This window comes from Mucilaginibacter sp., from assembly GCF_964263795.1.
GTDB lineage: Bacteria > Bacteroidota > Bacteroidia > Sphingobacteriales > Sphingobacteriaceae > Mucilaginibacter.
In genome coordinates this window covers 29,833-46,036 of sequence record NZ_CAXVWK010000032.1, presented here as the reverse complement: position 1 = coordinate 46,036, position 16,204 = coordinate 29,833, and the positions used below count along the sequence as shown (strand labels likewise).

Annotated in this window: 16 protein-coding genes; 7 read left to right on the top strand and 9 right to left on the bottom strand. The window is 42.9% G+C overall.

The window, feature by feature from the left end; translation table 11 throughout:
• Nucleotides 1-7 precede the first annotated feature (7 nt).
• Entirely contained in the window at nt 8-997 is a 990-nt protein-coding gene (gene moaA, locus ACE5CV_RS06290) for a GTP 3',8-cyclase MoaA (RefSeq protein ID WP_374949317.1), read from the bottom strand.
• A gap of 179 nt (nt 998-1,176) precedes the next feature.
• Here moaA and ACE5CV_RS06285 point away from each other — a divergent pair, with 179 nt between their 5' ends.
• Nucleotides 1,177-2,346: an XdhC family protein gene (locus ACE5CV_RS06285; RefSeq protein WP_374949316.1), complete on the top strand. Its 1,170-nt coding sequence runs from the start codon at nt 1,177-1,179 to the stop codon at nt 2,344-2,346.
• Nucleotides 2,343-2,930: an NTP transferase domain-containing protein gene (locus ACE5CV_RS06280; RefSeq protein WP_374949315.1), complete on the top strand. Its 588-nt coding sequence runs from the start codon at nt 2,343-2,345 to the stop codon at nt 2,928-2,930. Before ACE5CV_RS06285 ends, ACE5CV_RS06280 begins: the two co-directional genes overlap by 4 nt.
• An 85-nt stretch (nt 2,931-3,015) precedes the next feature.
• Here the strand turns inward: ACE5CV_RS06280 and ACE5CV_RS06275 are convergent, their stop codons facing one another.
• The 5 genes from ACE5CV_RS06275 to ACE5CV_RS06255 form a co-directional block, all read right to left on the bottom strand.
• Entirely contained in the window at nt 3,016-4,203 is a 1,188-nt protein-coding gene (locus ACE5CV_RS06275) for an aldose epimerase family protein (protein ID WP_374949314.1), read from the bottom strand.
• Nucleotides 4,204-4,220: 17 nt separating this feature from the next.
• On the bottom strand, nt 4,221-5,261 hold the full coding sequence (locus ACE5CV_RS06270; protein WP_374949313.1) for a family 43 glycosylhydrolase: 1,041 nt from the start codon (nt 5,259-5,261) through the stop codon (nt 4,221-4,223).
• Between the two features lie 8 nt (nt 5,262-5,269).
• Nucleotides 5,270-6,139 carry an HAD-IIA family hydrolase gene (locus ACE5CV_RS06265; RefSeq protein WP_374949312.1) on the bottom strand — a complete coding sequence of 290 codons (870 nt, stop codon included), beginning with the start codon at nt 6,137-6,139 and terminating at the stop codon, nt 5,270-5,272.
• A 161-nt stretch (nt 6,140-6,300) separates the two neighbouring features.
• On the bottom strand, nt 6,301-7,338 hold the full coding sequence (locus tag ACE5CV_RS06260; protein WP_374949311.1) for a hypothetical protein: 1,038 nt from the start codon (nt 7,336-7,338) through the stop codon (nt 6,301-6,303).
• A gap of 9 nt (nt 7,339-7,347) precedes the next feature.
• On the bottom strand, nt 7,348-8,706 hold the full coding sequence (locus ACE5CV_RS06255; protein WP_374949310.1) for a glutamine synthetase family protein: 1,359 nt from the start codon (nt 8,704-8,706) through the stop codon (nt 7,348-7,350).
• Nucleotides 8,707-8,793: 87 nt separating this feature from the next.
• Here ACE5CV_RS06255 and ACE5CV_RS06250 point away from each other — a divergent pair, with 87 nt between their 5' ends.
• On the top strand, nt 8,794-9,201 hold the full coding sequence (locus tag ACE5CV_RS06250; RefSeq protein WP_374949309.1) for a gamma-glutamylcyclotransferase: 408 nt from the start codon (nt 8,794-8,796) through the stop codon (nt 9,199-9,201).
• 33 nt (nt 9,202-9,234) lie between these two features.
• Here ACE5CV_RS06250 and ACE5CV_RS06245 read toward each other — a convergent pair whose 3' ends face one another.
• Together ACE5CV_RS06245 and ACE5CV_RS06240 are read right to left on the bottom strand one after the other, a co-directional pair.
• Nucleotides 9,235-10,245, bottom strand: coding sequence for a glutamine synthetase beta-grasp domain-containing protein (locus ACE5CV_RS06245; RefSeq protein ID WP_374949308.1), 1,011 nt, complete (start codon nt 10,243-10,245; stop codon nt 9,235-9,237).
• A gap of 286 nt (nt 10,246-10,531) precedes the next feature.
• Nucleotides 10,532-11,056 (bottom strand): hypothetical protein, encoded by a 525-nt coding sequence (locus ACE5CV_RS06240; protein WP_374949307.1) that lies wholly within the window; start codon nt 11,054-11,056, stop codon nt 10,532-10,534.
• Nucleotides 11,057-11,361: 305 nt separating this feature from the next.
• Between ACE5CV_RS06240 and ACE5CV_RS06235 the strand changes: the two genes are divergently transcribed.
• Nucleotides 11,362-12,861 carry a malate:quinone oxidoreductase gene (locus ACE5CV_RS06235; protein ID WP_374949306.1) on the top strand — a complete coding sequence of 500 codons (1,500 nt, stop codon included), beginning with the start codon at nt 11,362-11,364 and terminating at the stop codon, nt 12,859-12,861.
• Between the two features lies 1 nt (nt 12,862).
• Here the strand turns inward: ACE5CV_RS06235 and ACE5CV_RS06230 are convergent, their stop codons facing one another.
• Nucleotides 12,863-13,273 carry a helix-turn-helix domain-containing protein gene (locus ACE5CV_RS06230; protein WP_374949305.1) on the bottom strand — a complete coding sequence of 137 codons (411 nt, stop codon included), beginning with the start codon at nt 13,271-13,273 and terminating at the stop codon, nt 12,863-12,865.
• Between the two features lie 188 nt (nt 13,274-13,461).
• Here ACE5CV_RS06230 and ACE5CV_RS06225 point away from each other — a divergent pair, with 188 nt between their 5' ends.
• From ACE5CV_RS06225 to ACE5CV_RS06215, 3 genes are all read left to right on the top strand, one after another.
• Complete coding sequence (locus tag ACE5CV_RS06225) at nt 13,462-14,412, top strand: glycosyltransferase family 2 protein (protein ID WP_374949304.1); 951 nt, start codon at nt 13,462-13,464, stop codon at nt 14,410-14,412.
• A gap of 83 nt (nt 14,413-14,495) precedes the next feature.
• Nucleotides 14,496-15,464, top strand: a complete 969-nt coding sequence (locus ACE5CV_RS06220) for a glycosyltransferase (RefSeq protein WP_374949303.1) — start codon at nt 14,496-14,498, stop codon at nt 15,462-15,464.
• Nucleotides 15,465-15,473: 9 nt separating this feature from the next.
• Complete coding sequence (locus tag ACE5CV_RS06215; protein WP_374949302.1) at nt 15,474-16,202, top strand: hypothetical protein; 729 nt, start codon at nt 15,474-15,476, stop codon at nt 16,200-16,202.
• Nucleotides 16,203-16,204 lie beyond the last annotated feature (2 nt).

Below are 16,204 nucleotides of genomic sequence, written 5' to 3'. Positions count from 1 at the left end.
TAAATTGTTAACCGCCAATGGTAGCCATCGACTCATGGAAATCCGGATTTTCAAGGCGTTTGCGTTCGGCCTGCCAACCGTCTTTCTCGCGGTTATTAAACGCATTCCTCAATATCCCCTCAAGTGAAACATCATCGGTGCCGGCACGCATCAGATCTTTGATATTCAACACACCATCATCATACAGGCAATTTTTTAAAGTGCCTTGCGGTGTAATTCGGATACGGTTACAGGTGCCGCAAAACGTACGCGAGTAAGCTGCAATAATACCTATACCGCCTTTGTGGCCCGGTATTTCATAGTTGTAGGATGTGGAATACAAAGGATCGGGAACTTTTTGAATAGTGGGGAAAACCCGTCGGATCTCATCAAAGATCCTTACATAATCCCAAACAATGCCACTGTAGCTGTGGCCTTCGCCATTGAAAGGCATTTCTTCAATAAAACGCACACTAACTGGTAAATCCTTGGTGAGTTCTACCAGCGGGATAATATCCTGCGTGTTTTTGCCTGTCATGACTACCGTATTGATTTTTACTTCAATATCATGCAGCAGCAATTGTTCCATCGTTTGCATTACGTTGGCAAATTCATCCCGACGGGTAATTGCAAAAAAACGGTTGGCGTCAAGCGTGTCCAGGCTTAAATTTATGGCTTTAACGCCAATGCTCTTCAATTGGGCAACATGGGGCGCGGTTATTACACCATTGGTAGTGATACTTAACTCCTTTAAACCATCAAGTTCAGATAGCGCAGTAAGCAGCTTCATAATGTCCTTACGCACAAAAGGTTCGCCACCAGTAATCCGGATCTTTTCAATTCCCATTTTCACCAACAAAGCGCAAGCCTGCAACATCTCTTCGTAGGTCATCAATTCCTTACGGGATAACCAATCAAGGCCCTCTTCGGGCATGCAGTAAAAACAGCGTAGGTTACACCGGTCGGTAACGGCCAGGCGCAGGTAATTAATTTTTCTTCCGTGATTATCTAAAAGCAAGTGCGTTAAAGTATGTGTTGATAACAATATCCGCAAATCAAAGTTTTGCAGTTGAATGTAAAGTTAGGAATTACAAAGCTGATATAAAGTGGCTTTATACATGCAAAAGCAATATATTTATAAAGCGAACAGAACCTAAAGTAACTGCAATTGTTGATTTACAAAATTTGGGTAATTAATTGAAAGAGTTAAAAGATATAATAGCGGCGTTTGAACACGCCCAGAATGGCGGTAAGCAAACGGCTTTAGCTACTGTTGTACATGTAGAAGGATCATCGTACCGTCGGGCGGGTGCCCGCATGCTGGTTACCGACGACGGACAATTAACCGGTGCCATTAGCGGCGGTTGTTTAGAAGGCGACGCGCTGCGCAAAGCCCGGCTGGTTATGGCCCAGCAAAAGCCAATGCTGGTAACTTATGATACTACGGATGACGAAGACGCCAAGCTGGGCGTTGGCTTAGGCTGTAATGGCATTATCCATATTTTGATAGAGCCGATTACTCCGGGGGCTATAAATAACCCTATCGACCTTTTTAAACGTTTTTTGAGCAGTCGCCAACCGGCGGTGCTGATCACCGTTTTTTCGTTAAATGACAAACAGGCACCGCAACCTGGCACATGTGCTTTGATGGATCATCAGGAGCAAGTTGCCGGGGTTTTTCCTGACGGAACGATACAGGATGCCGTTTTAGTGGATGCACGTTATGTACTTAAATACGGCAACTCCGTTACCAAGACATACATTTATCAGGATAAATTTACCTGTTTCATAGAATTGCTGCAACCGGCAGTTTCACTGGTAGTTGTTGGTGCGGGTAATGATGCTATCCCATTGACTAACCTGGCTTCGGTATTGGGTTGGCAGGTAACCGTAATTGATGGCCGCGCAAACTACTTGTCGCGCGAACGTTTCCCAGAGGCTCAAAAATTGATTGATGCCAAACCGGATTTGGCATTCGCTGATATCCTCATAGATAATCGCACCGTATTTGTGCTGATGACGCATAACTACAATTACGATATGGCCATATTAAAACAGTTACTAGAGCGGTTGCCTGTATATATCGGTGCTTTAGGGCCTAAGAAGCGTTTAGTAAGGATGCTTGATGAATTAAAAGATGAGGGTTTAACCATCACAACAGAACAGTTGCAATCTATTTACGGACCTGCCGGTTTGGATATCGGGTCTGAGAATTCGGAAGAAATTGCGCTATCGATCGTTTCAGAGATCCAGGCCGTGTTGCGCAAACGCAATGGCGCTTCGTTAAGGCATAAAGCAATCATTCATAACCGGACAGATGACCAGATTGCCCAGCAAGTTATTGCTACAGAACCAACCATACAATGAACGCCATTATCATCTTAGCGGCCGGGGCATCCAGCCGGTTGGGCACGCCAAAGCAGAACTTGAATTATAATGGTGAAACGCTCTTACAAACAGCTATAACGCAGGCTAAACGCGTATCGAAAACTGTTTTGGTGGTTCTGGGAGCCAATCGTGAAAATATCGAGTTTTCGGTTAAAGACCAAAGTATTGAAGTCCTTTACAACCCTCAATGGCCGGAAGGTATGGCATCATCCATTCGATTGGCTATCGAAAAAATCAGTAACGATTATCTACAGGTATCATCGGCCACTATCATGCTTTGCGATCAGCCGCATGCCGACAGCATTTTACTTAAACAGCTTGCAGACTCCGCATTAAAGGTTGACAAAGGCATTGTTGCTTCGGCATACAAAAACACGGTTGGTGCCCCTGCCCTTTTCAAACGCAAATACTTTCCCTATTTACTTGCGTTGAACGGTACCGAAGGTGCAAAAAAACTTCTAGACCAGCATGCTGACGATATGGTTTCTATTGAATTCCCTTTAGGTGCAATAGACATTGATACACCAACCGACTGGAAACAATTTACGGCTGATAATAAGTAAGTGCTTTGGGCTTAACAATGTAAAAAATAAACTCCTCTTGGTTGATTCGCCATGAGGAGTTTAAATACTGTTTAATTCAATACCCTTATTTTGCTACAGAAAATTTATAGATAGATTGAGTGCGGTAGGTTTGACCAGGATTTAAAACCGTGGTCGGGAACGACATTTGATTTGGCGAATCCGGGTAATGCTGGGTTTCCATTGCAAATGATGTACGGAATTCATCTTTTTTGCCACCCTTCATCACGTTTTGAGATTGCATAAAATTACCGCTGTAAAATTGCAACGCCGGTTCTTCAGTATAAACATCCATTTTGATGCCGCTTTTGTCACCAATAACCGTGGCTACAGATGTGCTTATATCATGCTTGTTCAATACAAAATTATGATCATACCCTTTACCATCCTTCAATTGCTGGTTGTCGGTATTGATCCTTGCGCCGATAGTTGTTGGCTTACTAAAATCAAATGGCGTACCTGCAACAGCTTCGATCTTACCTGTAGGGATCAGTGTACTGTCAACCGGGGTGTAATTATCCGCGTGGATCTGTACCAAATGATCTAAGATGGTACCGCTTCCTTCGCCGTTCAAATTAAAAAAAGCATGATTTGTGAGGTTCACCACCGTAGTTTTATCGGTGGTTGCCTCGTAACTAACTTTCATAGCATTATCATCTGTAATAGTATAGGTAACCTTAACCTTAAGATTGCCCGGGAAACCGCCTTCCATGTCTTTAGACACGTAGCTTAATTCTAACGTAGCGCTGTCTACCTGTTTTGCATCCCAAACCACCGCCTGGAAACCCGGCTTGCCTGCGTGCAGGGTGTTAGGCCCGTTATTTTTAAATAATGAATACTCTTTACCCTCGAGCTTAAATTTGCCCTTTGCTATACGGTTACCAAACCTACCGATGGTTGCGCCGTAGTATGGCTCCTTTGAGTTTTCGAACCCTTCAACACTTTCAAACCCTAAAACAACATCAGTTAATTTGCCATTTTTATCAGGCACTAACAGGCTTACAATGCGGCCTCCATAATTGGTAACAGCAGCCTCCATGCCATGCTTGTTCTTAAGCACGTACAAGTGTGTTTGTTTACCGTCGATAGTTTTCTCAAAAGCAGACGCGGGCGGCAATTTTGGCGCCGTTGTATTCGATGCTGTGCTGTCTGTCATGGTAGTTGTGCTTTTATTAGCCGATTGATTACATGCTGCAAAAAATACGCCGCAGGCAATTGCAATGGCTAAAGATGGTTTTTTAAAAGAGCTTTGCATAATATTTTAGAGGTTTGTTATTGGGCTTGTGATGGTATGGCTAATGGCGTGTTTTCCTTTACAGGTAACCCAAAATTCGGCGTTCCGTTTTTGTTCCAGGTAAATTTCTGCATCCTTGGCGAACGGAAACCACCACATTCCTGCCCCGGCTTTGAATTAGCATGATAAATGATCCAGTCTTCGCGGCCGTCCGGCGATTTAAAAAATGAATTGTGGCCCGGAGCGTAAACACCATTTTCTTCGGATCTTTTAAATACCGGTTGCGGTGATTTTTTCCATGACACTGGATCCATCAAGTTGCTGTTAGCTGACGCGGTGAGCATGCCTAAAGCATAAAAATCCGTCCAGCAGCCGCTTGCAGAATAGATCAGGAACAGCTTGTTGCCGTGGGCTAAAATCTCCGGACCTTCGTTTACATTAACATGCGGCGGATTACCCTCGTTGTGCAGGTCGCCGTATTTTTCCCAGTCGTAAAGCGGGCTCGAAATTTTAACGCGGTTACCGCTAATTGTCCAGGGGTTACTCATTTTGGCAATGTAAATATCCTGCTGGCCATTTTCGTCACCTTCCCACCCGGCCCATATCATGTAGAGCTGGCCTTTGTGTTTATAAACCGAACCGTCAATTGCCCATTTATCGGTTGCGTCGCCAATCTTACCTTTAAAGGTCCACTCGCCGGTAAGCGGGTTGGCGGCAGAATTTTCCAATACGTATAAACGGTGGTGATTATTGTCGCCGTCATCCGCAGCGAAATACAAATACCACTTTTTATTGATATAGTGCAACTCGGGTGCCCACAGCTCCTTTGAGTACATGGTATTGGCGGGCGGCGTCCAGACGGTTTTCTTTTGAGCGGTGCTTAGATCGGCCAGGCTTTTCGTTTTCCAGATCACCAGGCTGTTCTGCATGGAGTTCGTGTAGTAGTAATACCCGTTTTGATAGATCACCCAGGGGTCTGCCCCGGAGGGCAGTAACGGGTTAGTGAATGTTTTCTTTTGGCCAAATGCCGCCGCGGTAAGCAGAAAAAACAAGAGTATATTAATGGTTATCTTTTTCATGATACATGTTAAAATCCTAAAGCCTCGGGTCCCAGAACGGCACTGTCGCAAATATAGGTTGGCACAATGCCCGTTGCAGTAATCCTGTTTTCGGCATCTGCCGGGAGCGTGTTGCCTGATAGTACCAGCACTGTATCAAGGCCAAATTTATTACCACCTATGATATCTGTTTGCAGGGTATCGCCAACCATCACAATATCCTTTTTGCTGATGTTACGGTATTCTCGAATCATATCATAAGCAAACATAAACATTTGCGAATCGGGCTTGCCAAAACGGATAAACTGTTTCCCAACAATATCTTCAACCATGCCGGCAAGGCTGCCAATGGCTATACCTACGTCGGTTTGCGATACCGGGTATACCTTGTCTGTATTGGCTACTATGGATGGGATGGTACGCTTGCGCAGCAGGTTAACGGTTTTATTAATATCGCTACACCAGTCGAACCCTTCGTCATCCATAAATACCAGCACGTTTACTTTATCTATATTGGAGCTGTCGATATCGCGGATAGGCAGGGTATGCAAACCGGCGCTTTCCAGGTAATGGGCCGAATCATCGGTGCCAAGGTAGGCTACAATGCCATCATTCACCTTTAAATCCAGGTATTCTTTGGTAAGCATGCCGGATGAGATGATCCTGTCGGCGGTTACCGCATGCAAGCCAAATTTATGATACGATTCCGCTAATTGCACAGGGCTGCGCGACGCATCATTAGTGACGATGTAATATTCCTTGTTTTGCTCCTGCAAATAAGCAAATGTCCGCTCAATGCCGGGCAGCAAACCGCTATGGGTTTTTAACACACCAAATGCATCAAAAAATATGATCTCGTAGCGGTCAATTATAGATTTAAAATCTTCGATGCGTTTCATATTTTTAACAGGTGATAAAGTTGATAAAAAGTGATACAAAGGTTAACAAAGGTTTACACTTTTTTGATAAATAGAGGCTATTATATTGATTATTAGTTATTTACAAAAAGCATGGGTTAACACTCCTTTTAGGAATACACATGCATTTATTCAGCCTAAATTTACTCGAGGCCCAGTGCCTTAATAATAACTTCAGCATCAAAATCCCGGTCGACCGACGGCAGGTAAATCTCCATCGCTTCGGCCTGCAGCTTTTTAGCATACTGCTCGTTGAAGAAAAATTTACCATCTTTAATTACATAATTAAGGATAAAAAAGCGGTAAGCTTCCTTCAGAAAGCGGATCTCGTCTGCCGTAACCGGGTTTACCTTATGGTATTCTTTCAGGAAGATGATAAAGCGGTCTTCCATCATCGGGCCTATCACGTAGCTAAAAACCGTCCTGTCGCCTGCATCTGATACTACCCGGCTAAAAAAGTAAAAATCAAGCAAGCGATAACTCATTCTAAACCAGTCATAATCCCACCGTGAGTAAAGCTCCAAATCAGGCGTTACCGAAAAATTACCAATATTCCAATCAATAAAAACGGGGATGATCTCAAACGAGCTCATATTATATTTCGAACGGTTTTTGAGGAATTGCTCGCAATGGTATTTTAAAAAGTCAACCTGCATCGCCGTACCGAACTTGCGTTCGTTCTTATCCAGCTGCCGCTGCAGATCATAAATATCGGTACGTAAAGTCTTGGACGATTTTGGCAGCACATTTTTAATGCGTGAGCAGGCCTTATGAAATTTGCCTAACTGCGAACCTAAAGTTTTGATCATGTCTTCATCTAACCGTCGCGGCAGCCTGTTCATGATACGGGTTGGGTTGTAAAATACTACCCAAGCATCTGTTTTACCCTGTTTATAACGATAAACATAAACGCGGTTGTTTTTTAATAATGACTTGGACAACAGGTTTTCGAACGGGTACAAAAGGTTGTTAGATAATGATTGTATGATCCGGTGATCTTCCTTAAAATGCTCATACTTACCAAAGAATGAAAGCTTGGCGATGATAATATCTTCATCATCAAACGTGATCCTGTACACATGATTGGTAGAAACCATCGCACTGATATCTTCAATATCCTTAATGGTTTTTGAAGCGTCATACCCCTCCCAAGCCGATTTTATAATTAAGTGAAAGTCCATTTAATCCAGCTATATAATTTCAAAATACCTTTTCAATTCCCAGTCGCTTACGCTTTTGGCATATTGGCGGTGCTCCCAAAGCCGGGTTTGGGTAAAGTGCTGTACAAAGCCCTCGCCGAAGAGTTCTTTTGCGATATCAGAATTTTGCATGGCTGTGGCAGCGTCAAACAGATTGGCATGCAGGCTGCCGTTGGCTTTATTTTGATAACCGTTACCAACAGTGGCTGCTATATTAAGTTTAAGCTTATTTTTAATACCGTATAACCCTGATGCCAAAGCGGCCGCGATTGCCAGGTACGGATTAGTATCAGACCCGGGGATACGTGTTTCCAAACGCGTATAACCTTCGTTCGTATTAATTACCCTTAGCGCGGTGGTACGGTTATCTATTCCCCAGGTAATGGTTGTAGGCGCCCATGCTCCTTCTACCAGGCGTTTGTAGCTATTAATTGTTGGTGCGTACATGGGCAGTAAATGCGGCATGCAATACAATTGTCCCGCAAGATACTGCTTGTGCAATTCGCTCATTTTATCCGGGTCGGCCGCATCGAAAAACAGGTTGCGGGCCATATCTTTCGACCAGAGGCTTTGATGAATGTGGCCGCTGCAACCGGGAAGGTCGGCGTTCCATTTAGCCATAAAGGTAGCAGTAAGGCCGTGTTTTGAGGCAATTTCCTTCACTGCGGTTTTAAACAAAACCGCTTTATCGGCGGCTTTTAAAACTTCGTCATGCATAATTGCGGCCTCGTAAACGCCAGGCCCGGTTTCGGTATGCAAGCCTTCAATCGGGATATCAAAACTGGTTAGCAAATCAAACAGGTCATAATAAAATTCGCTATTTTGCGACGTCCGTAATATAGAATAGCCAAACATGCCCTGGGAGAGTGGCTGCATATTGGCAAAGCCTTTGGCCTGTAAGGTTTCCGGTATCTCCTTAAAATTAAACCACTCAAACTCTTGTGCAAATTCGGCATGGTAGCCCATATCTTCGCTTTGTTTGGCAATACGTTTTAGCAGGCTGCGCGGACAAGCGGGCAGTTCTTTACCCTCCGGCCCGCTGAAATCAGCCAGGAAAAACGGGATATCGTTTTGCCAGGACACTGTACGAAATGTTGACAGATCAATAAAACACAATTTGTCCGGGTAACCACTATGCCAGCCCGTAAGCTGTACATTATCGTATGTTGCATCGGTACTGTCCCACCCGAAAACCACATCACAAAACCCGTAACCGGCCTGCATACCATCTAACAATTTTTTCTGGCTGATCACCTTGCCCCGCAAAATACCGTCGATATCTGCGAAGGCAAATTTTACCTTCTGTATATTATTGTTTTTAATGTATTCAATTACCTGCTGCTGGTTCATGGTTGTGAGATATAAAATGCCAATTTAAATTAAATTTTATTTTAAGACGGTGTATTACCTGGTTAAAAACGCAAGTACCTTTACAAGATGAACCACCCGTTGTTTGTTTACGGCACACTTTTACAAGCCGATAACAAGTTGGCCTATTATTTAAAAACGCACTGCACGTCCCTGCAGCCCGGAAAGTTGAAAGGCACATTGTATGATATCGGCGATTATCCGGGACTGATAATAAGTAACGTATCAACCTTTGTTTATGGGCACCTATACGAGATTGACACTGAAACGCTGACGTTGATAGACGACTACGAAGGCTTCGGCGCAGAGCAGGAACAACCTAATTTATATCTTAGAAAATTATTTTTGATAGAGGCTTCTGTTGAAACTATCCAAGCCTGGGTTTACGTTTATAACCGCCCGGCTGCCGGCTTTCCCACTATTACAGATGGCGATTATTTAAAATATCTGGCGCAAAAAAAATCCTCCGGACTATGAAACCGGAGGATCAGAGAAATGAGGTATAGGGTATTAAACTTTTGCTGATTTTACAGTTTTGATAATCACCGCTGCAACTTTATAAGGATCGGCAGCAGAGTTAGGTCGACGGTCTTCCAGATAACCGCTCCAATCATGGTCTACAGTATAAAGCGGGATACGGATAGATGCACCACGATCTGACACGCCGTAGCTAAAGTCGGTTATAGAAGCGGTTTCGTGTTTGCCGGTTAAACGCAATTCGTTATGCGCACCATAAACAGCTACACACTCATCAACTGCCGGGCGGAATGCCTCGCAAATTGCAGTGAAAGTTTCTTTGCTGTTTGCATTACGCAGGGTTGAGTTTGAAAAGTTTGCGTGCATGCCAGAACCGTTCCAGTCTAAAGTACCTAACGGTTTGCAATGCCAGTTAATTGATACGCCATGCGCCTCGCCAATTCTTTCTAACAGGTAACGGGCAACCCAGATCTGATCACCAGCTTCTTTTGCGCCTTTAGCAAATATCTGGAACTCCCACTGGCCGGCAGCAACTTCGGCATTAATACCTTCAACATTTAAGCCTGCGTCTAAACAAGCATCAAGGTGCTCTTCAACTATATCGCGGCCAAATGCGTTATTAGCACCTACCGAGCAGTAGTAAGGGCCTTGCGGGCCGGGATAGCCACCAGCAGGGAAACCAAGCGGTTTATTGGTTTCAGGATCCCATAAAAAGTATTCCTGCTCAAAACCAAACCAAAAATCGTTATCATCATCCTGGATAAGCGCACGGCCGTTTGACTCGTGGGCTTCGCCTTTTGAATCTAAAACTTCGCACATAACCAGGTAAGCATCTCTGCGTTGCGGATCAGGGCAAACAAAAACAGGTTTCAGTACACAGTCAGATGAACCACCCGGTGCCTGTTCTGTAGATGAACCATCGAAGCTCCAGTTATCCAAATCTTCTACATTACCGCTGAAAGATTTAACAATTTTTGTTTTACTACGCAAGCTTTGAGTTGGTTTGTAGCCATCAAGCCAGATGTACTCGAGTTTTGTTGCCATTTTCTTAATGATTTGTAATTTAGTTTAAACTATAGTTGTTTAATGTGTCGGTTTCTAACATCTACACTGCGAATTTAATTTATTTTTATAAAATTCATAGTAATGTTAATAAAATTTAAAAAAATTGATAAAAAAAGGTACACATCGATTCGAAAATCGATTGAAAAGCTGCAATTCATTATGCAAGCATAGAATTTACAATAATAACTTGAAAATAAGTTTGATCAGGAAACACTGTAGCACCTATTATTAGTGCAGAATAGCTTTTTATTAGTGCAGAATAGCTTTATTTACCGGAGGCTACACCCCAATAGCAAGCATTTCTGATTTTTTTAAGTAAAAGGTCATCAATCTTCACTTCTTTCTTCTCAGATGTGCCATTACCGGCGACAAAAAGCTTTGCCGCGGTATTATCGTAAATAAAGTATGGGAATTTATGCGTTTCGCTTCCTTTGGTTAACACAATTACCTTCAAAGCGTTTGTCGCGCCTTTGGTATTAACTGTATCAGCATTGCCTTCGCCGGTTACCCAGTTGATATTGTAGGAGATTTTTTCAGGAGTAACGTTAACAATGGCGTTTTTGTATTCGGCTGTTGCCTGTACCGCCTGGATAAGGCACCTTACACACGGCTCGGAAACTGTGGCATTGCCGTAATTTTTTCTGGCATTATTTAATACGCTGTCCTTTTTACCGTTAATCGTTACCGTTTGCTTCACAATATCATTTGAAGTTGGCTTGGGTTTATTGTTGTTGCAGGCTGCAACTGCCATCAAAATTGCTGAAGCTAAAAATAATACTGACTTGTTCATATTTTACGATTGGTTATCATTATATATACAGCTATGTAAATATTTTGTGTCGATTTAAACAATTAGCCTTATCTTTTATTAACTAAGCAACAAATAATTCAATCACTGGCAGATTTACGCATTACTGATAGTAAATTTTCAGCTAAAATTTATTAAAATTGCCCGATTTATCCGCTAAGGGTTTTATAAACGAATGCTGCATTGGCATTCTGGAAAATGTAAAATCTTTATCATTTAATGGGTAAACAGTAAGGTTTAATCCCTCAAATAGTTATTTGAATGTATCTTTAGCATTCAATTTTATCATGAATAACGGCAACAGAATTTCGAATACAACGGTTGATGTGGTTTTAGTAGGCGCAGGCATTATGAGCGCTACACTGGGTGTTATGTTGAAGGAATTGCAACCCGACTTAACCATCGAAATATTTGAACGATTGGATAGCGTTGCCGCCGAAAGTTCGGACGCGATGAATAACGCGGGTACAGGCCACTCGGCTTTTTGCGAGTTAAACTACACCCCACAGCGAAAAGATGGCAGCATAGAAATTACAAAAGCCATTAAAATTGCCGAGCAGTTTGAGATCACTAAAGAATTCTGGTCGTTTTTGGTTGAGCAGAATTACGTAGGCAAACCGCAAACTTTCATCAGCAAAATACCCCACATGAGTTTTGTATGGGGCGCAGACAATGTTGAGTACCTAAAAAAGCGTTGTACTGCCTTAACGCAGCACCACTTTTTTAAGGATATGCAATATTCAGAAGACCATGACCAGATCCGTAAATGGACGCCGTTGGTTATGGAAGGCCGAAACGCTGCTGATAAAGTATCGGCAACGTTTATGGATATTGGTACCGATGTAAATTTTGGCACGTTGACCCGCACCCTTCTCGATCAGCTTAAACAAAAGCCGGGTGTTAACCTGAACCTGAACCACGAGGTAAATGACATTAAACGAAATAAAGATAATTCTTGGTCTGTTAAAGTAAGCGATAAGCTTACAGGGCAATCGCGTAAAATTACCACTAAATTTATTTTTGTTGGTGCAGGCGGCGGTGCGTTGCCTTTGCTTCAAAAATCGGGCATTGCAGAAAGCAAAGGATTTGGCGGTTTCCCGGTGAGCGGACAGTGGCTGGTTTGCAACAATCCGGAAGTGATCAATAAACATTACGCTAAAGTTTATGGTAAAGCATCGGTAGGTTCGCCGCCAATGTCTGTACCCCACCTGGATACCCGGATGATAGAGGGTAAAAAAGCTTTGTTATTTGGCCCATACGCAGGTTTTTCTACCCGGTTCCTTAAAAAGGGCTCATTACTTGACCTTTTCGGCTCTATAAAAGCTAACAATATATTACCCCTGCTTGCAGTAGGCCGCGATAACTGGGCATTAACCAAATACCTTATCAGCCAGGTTATCCAGTCGCCTGCTGACCGGTTAAAGGCCCTACAGGAATATTTCCCGGGCGCGCAGGAAAATGACTGGGAACTGGAGTATGCGGGCCAGCGCGTTCAGGTGATCAAAAAAGACGCTAAACATACCGGTGTATTAGAGTTCGGCACGGAGGTAGTTACCTCTGCAGATGGCTCTATTTCGGCGTTGTTGGGGGCATCTCCGGGCGCATCTACCTCTGTACCTATCATGGTTGAACTGATAGGCCGTTGTTTTAGGGCGCAGGCAAATTCAACCGCATGGCAGGAGAAGTTAAAAACGATGATCCCTTCTTACGGGCAATCGCTGATTAAAGACGAAGCTTTGGCTGATGCTACAAGAGAACGGACAAGTAAAGTTTTAGGGCTGATTTGATTTAAGCAACAAGCGATTGCTCCGGCTTTAATTTGCCGGCATGCTGGTTTCTGTATTCCTTGGGCTTCATCCCGGCATAGCGCTTAAAAAACTTTGTGAAGTTGGATGGGTCGTAGGTTAAGGTAACGGCTATCTCTCCTATTGATTTGGCAGTATCCAACAATAGTTCTTTTGATATCCTTACCATACCTTCTTCATAAACATCGCAGGGCGATTTGCCTAACACATCTTTAATGGTGTCGCTAAGGTGCGCCGGTGTGATAAAAAGCAGATCGGCAAAGTCGTTTATCTCCATCGATTTATCAAGCAACCCGGCTTTCAGGTCGGCAAGGTGTTTATCCAGTTCTGCAATAAACTTTGCAGTAATATCCTGTTGGCGTATCGACGTATTTGCTGTTACTTGCAGTTGCATAAACTAAAGGTAAAAAAATAGAACCGAAAAGTAGATGGTGGATACGGTAGTATGATATTTTAACAATTGCAATATAAACGGCTTCTGTTATGGCTAATCAAAACTAACAGTTAAACCATACCCTATTTTTTATATTTTTGCAGATAATGCAGTGGCTTGTTTAACCCCGCCGGCATGTTCTCCGATAAATGGATATATCAGTTGTAGTACCGCTTTATGATGAAGTAGAATCGTTGCCCGAATTAACCACATGGATTAGCCGGGTGATGGCCGATAATAATTACACGTACGAGATCATCCTGATTGACGATGGCAGCAAGGATGGATCATGGGATATGATCGTGAAACTAAAAGCCGGCAATCCATTTATTAAGGGCATTAAGTTCAGGCGCAACTACGGTAAATCTGCCGCGTTAAATACCGGTTTCGAGGCGGCTAAAGGCGAAGTCATTATCACTATGGATGCCGACCTGCAGGATAGCCCTGACGAGATCCCGGCCCTTTACCGCCGTATTACCGACGATGGTTATGATTTGATATCCGGCTGGAAAGCAAAGCGTTATGACCCTTTAACTAAAACATTACCTACCAAGCTTTTTAACGCGGCAACACGTAAAATGAGCGGTATATCTAACCTGCATGATTTTAATTGCGGGCTTAAATCGTACCGTAAAGCGGTGGTTAAAAATATTGAGGTTTATGGCGAGATGCACAGGTACATACCGGTGCTGGCCAAATGGGCGGGTTTTACAAAAATTGGCGAACAGGTGGTTGAGCACCGGCCGCGCAAATATGGTAAAACTAAATTCGGGTGGAGCAGGTTCATCAACGGATTTTTAGATCTGCTTTCGATATTTTTTGTGGGCAAATTTGGTAAGCGCCCAATGCACTTTTTCGGAATGATGGGTACGCTGAGCTTTTTTACAGGGACGGTGCTGGCAATCTGGCTAATTGCCGAAAAGCTGTATAACCTGTCACACCATATTGTGGCCAGGCAACCAACGGATAACCCATTGTTTTACTTTGCGCTGGTGGCCATTATATTAGGCTCGCAATTGTTTTTAACCGGCTTTGTAGCCGAGCTGGTATCCCGCAGCGCATCAGAACGCAATAATTACCAAATTGAAGATAAAATTTAGTTATTGGTTGACTATGTGAGTAGTTTATGGGTTCCATTTTAACCACTCACGCAGTCAACTCAATCAACCACTCACTATTTCGAATGTTTTTTTCCATCATCATACCTTTATATAACCGCCCGCAAGAAATAGATGAGTTGCTGCATACTCTAACGCTGCAAACATACCGGGCGTTTGAGGTTTTGGTTATTGAAGATGGATCTGTTAACAAAGCCGATCATATAGTAAAAAAATATCAGGATAAGCTTGATCTGCGGTATTTCGAAAAAGCCAATGAAGGTCAGGGCTTTACCCGCAACTTTGGTTTTGAACGCGCTAAGGGCGATTACTTTATTATATTCGATTCAGATTGCCTTATCCCTTCAAATTATCTTCAAATAGTTCATGATTCGCTCAGCGCAAACTGGCTGGATGCTTATGGCGGCCCGGACGGGGCGCATGAATCTTTTACGCCACTACAAAAAGCTATCAGCTACTCCATGACCTCCCCTTTCACTACCGGCGGTATCCGCGGAAGTAAAAAAGGGATAGGCCAGTTTCATCCCCGCAGCTTCAACATGGGAATTTCGCGCCAGGTATGGGAAAAAGCAGGCGGATTTATTATCACCCGCCTTGGCGAAGACATAGAATACAGCATTCGGATCCATTCCTTAGGCTATAAGATCGGGCTGATAGCAGATGCCATTGTTTACCATAAGCGCCGTACCGACTTTTTGAAGTTTTACAAGCAGATCCACTTTTTTGGCAGGGCGCGCATTAACATTTACAAGTTTTTCCCTTCGCAGTTAAAACTGGTGCATTTTTTCCCTGCATTTGCAACTTTAGCAATGCTTTTTACTGTTATGGCAAATCTGTTTAACTGGCGCATTGCCCTGTTATGTAATGTAATGTTAACTATTTACATTATGTTAATATTTTTCCATTCATGGTGGATAAACAAATCAACAAAAATTGCATTTTTGAGCATAATAGCTGCCTTCACACAACTGGTTGCCTACGGGTTAGGCTTTATGCAGGATTACTGGAAACGCGTTATTTTAAAAAGATCTTAAATACGTAACATGTACCACCCTTTTTCTGTAGCTGAGACCATCAAATCATCGTGGGACATCTTTAAAAAGAACTTTGTAACGATCATAGTTTATTCGGTTATCGCATTTTTTTTACTGGGTGTACTTGGCTTGATCATTGGCTTTATTTATTCCCCTAAAGATTTTTGGGGATCGATGATCGTTACATTTATCTTGATCTGGCTACAGGCTTACACAACCCTGGGCCTTTATAAGCTGATATTTACGGTAATTGATAGTGAGTATTACGACTTTGAGTTTATACAGGTGATCCCAAAAGCTAAGATGGTTTGGAGCTACCTGGCTGTGGTGTTCATATTTGCATTTTTAATTACCAATTTAACCATCCTGATAGACTACCTAGACAACAATGAAGACCTGCAGTTTGCTGTGGAAGTGGTTGCAGGCCTCCTTGGGTTGTTCCTGGCATTGCGGATAATGTTCTTTAATACATTTATAGTTGATGACGCATCCGGCCCGATAGAATCACTTAAGCAAAGTTTTGAACTTACCCGCGGTTACTTGCTTAAAGTTGTGCTGATACTTGGCATAATTATTTTATTAATTGCATTGCCTGCAAAACTCGCGCAGTATTACCCGGTTATATCTCTAACAATATTATTTACCTACCCGTTTGTAAATATTATACTGGCGGTAACCTACCGTAAGCTTATTTACAGCCATCAGGATGTGGATGATGATATTGCAGAGACCAATTAAAC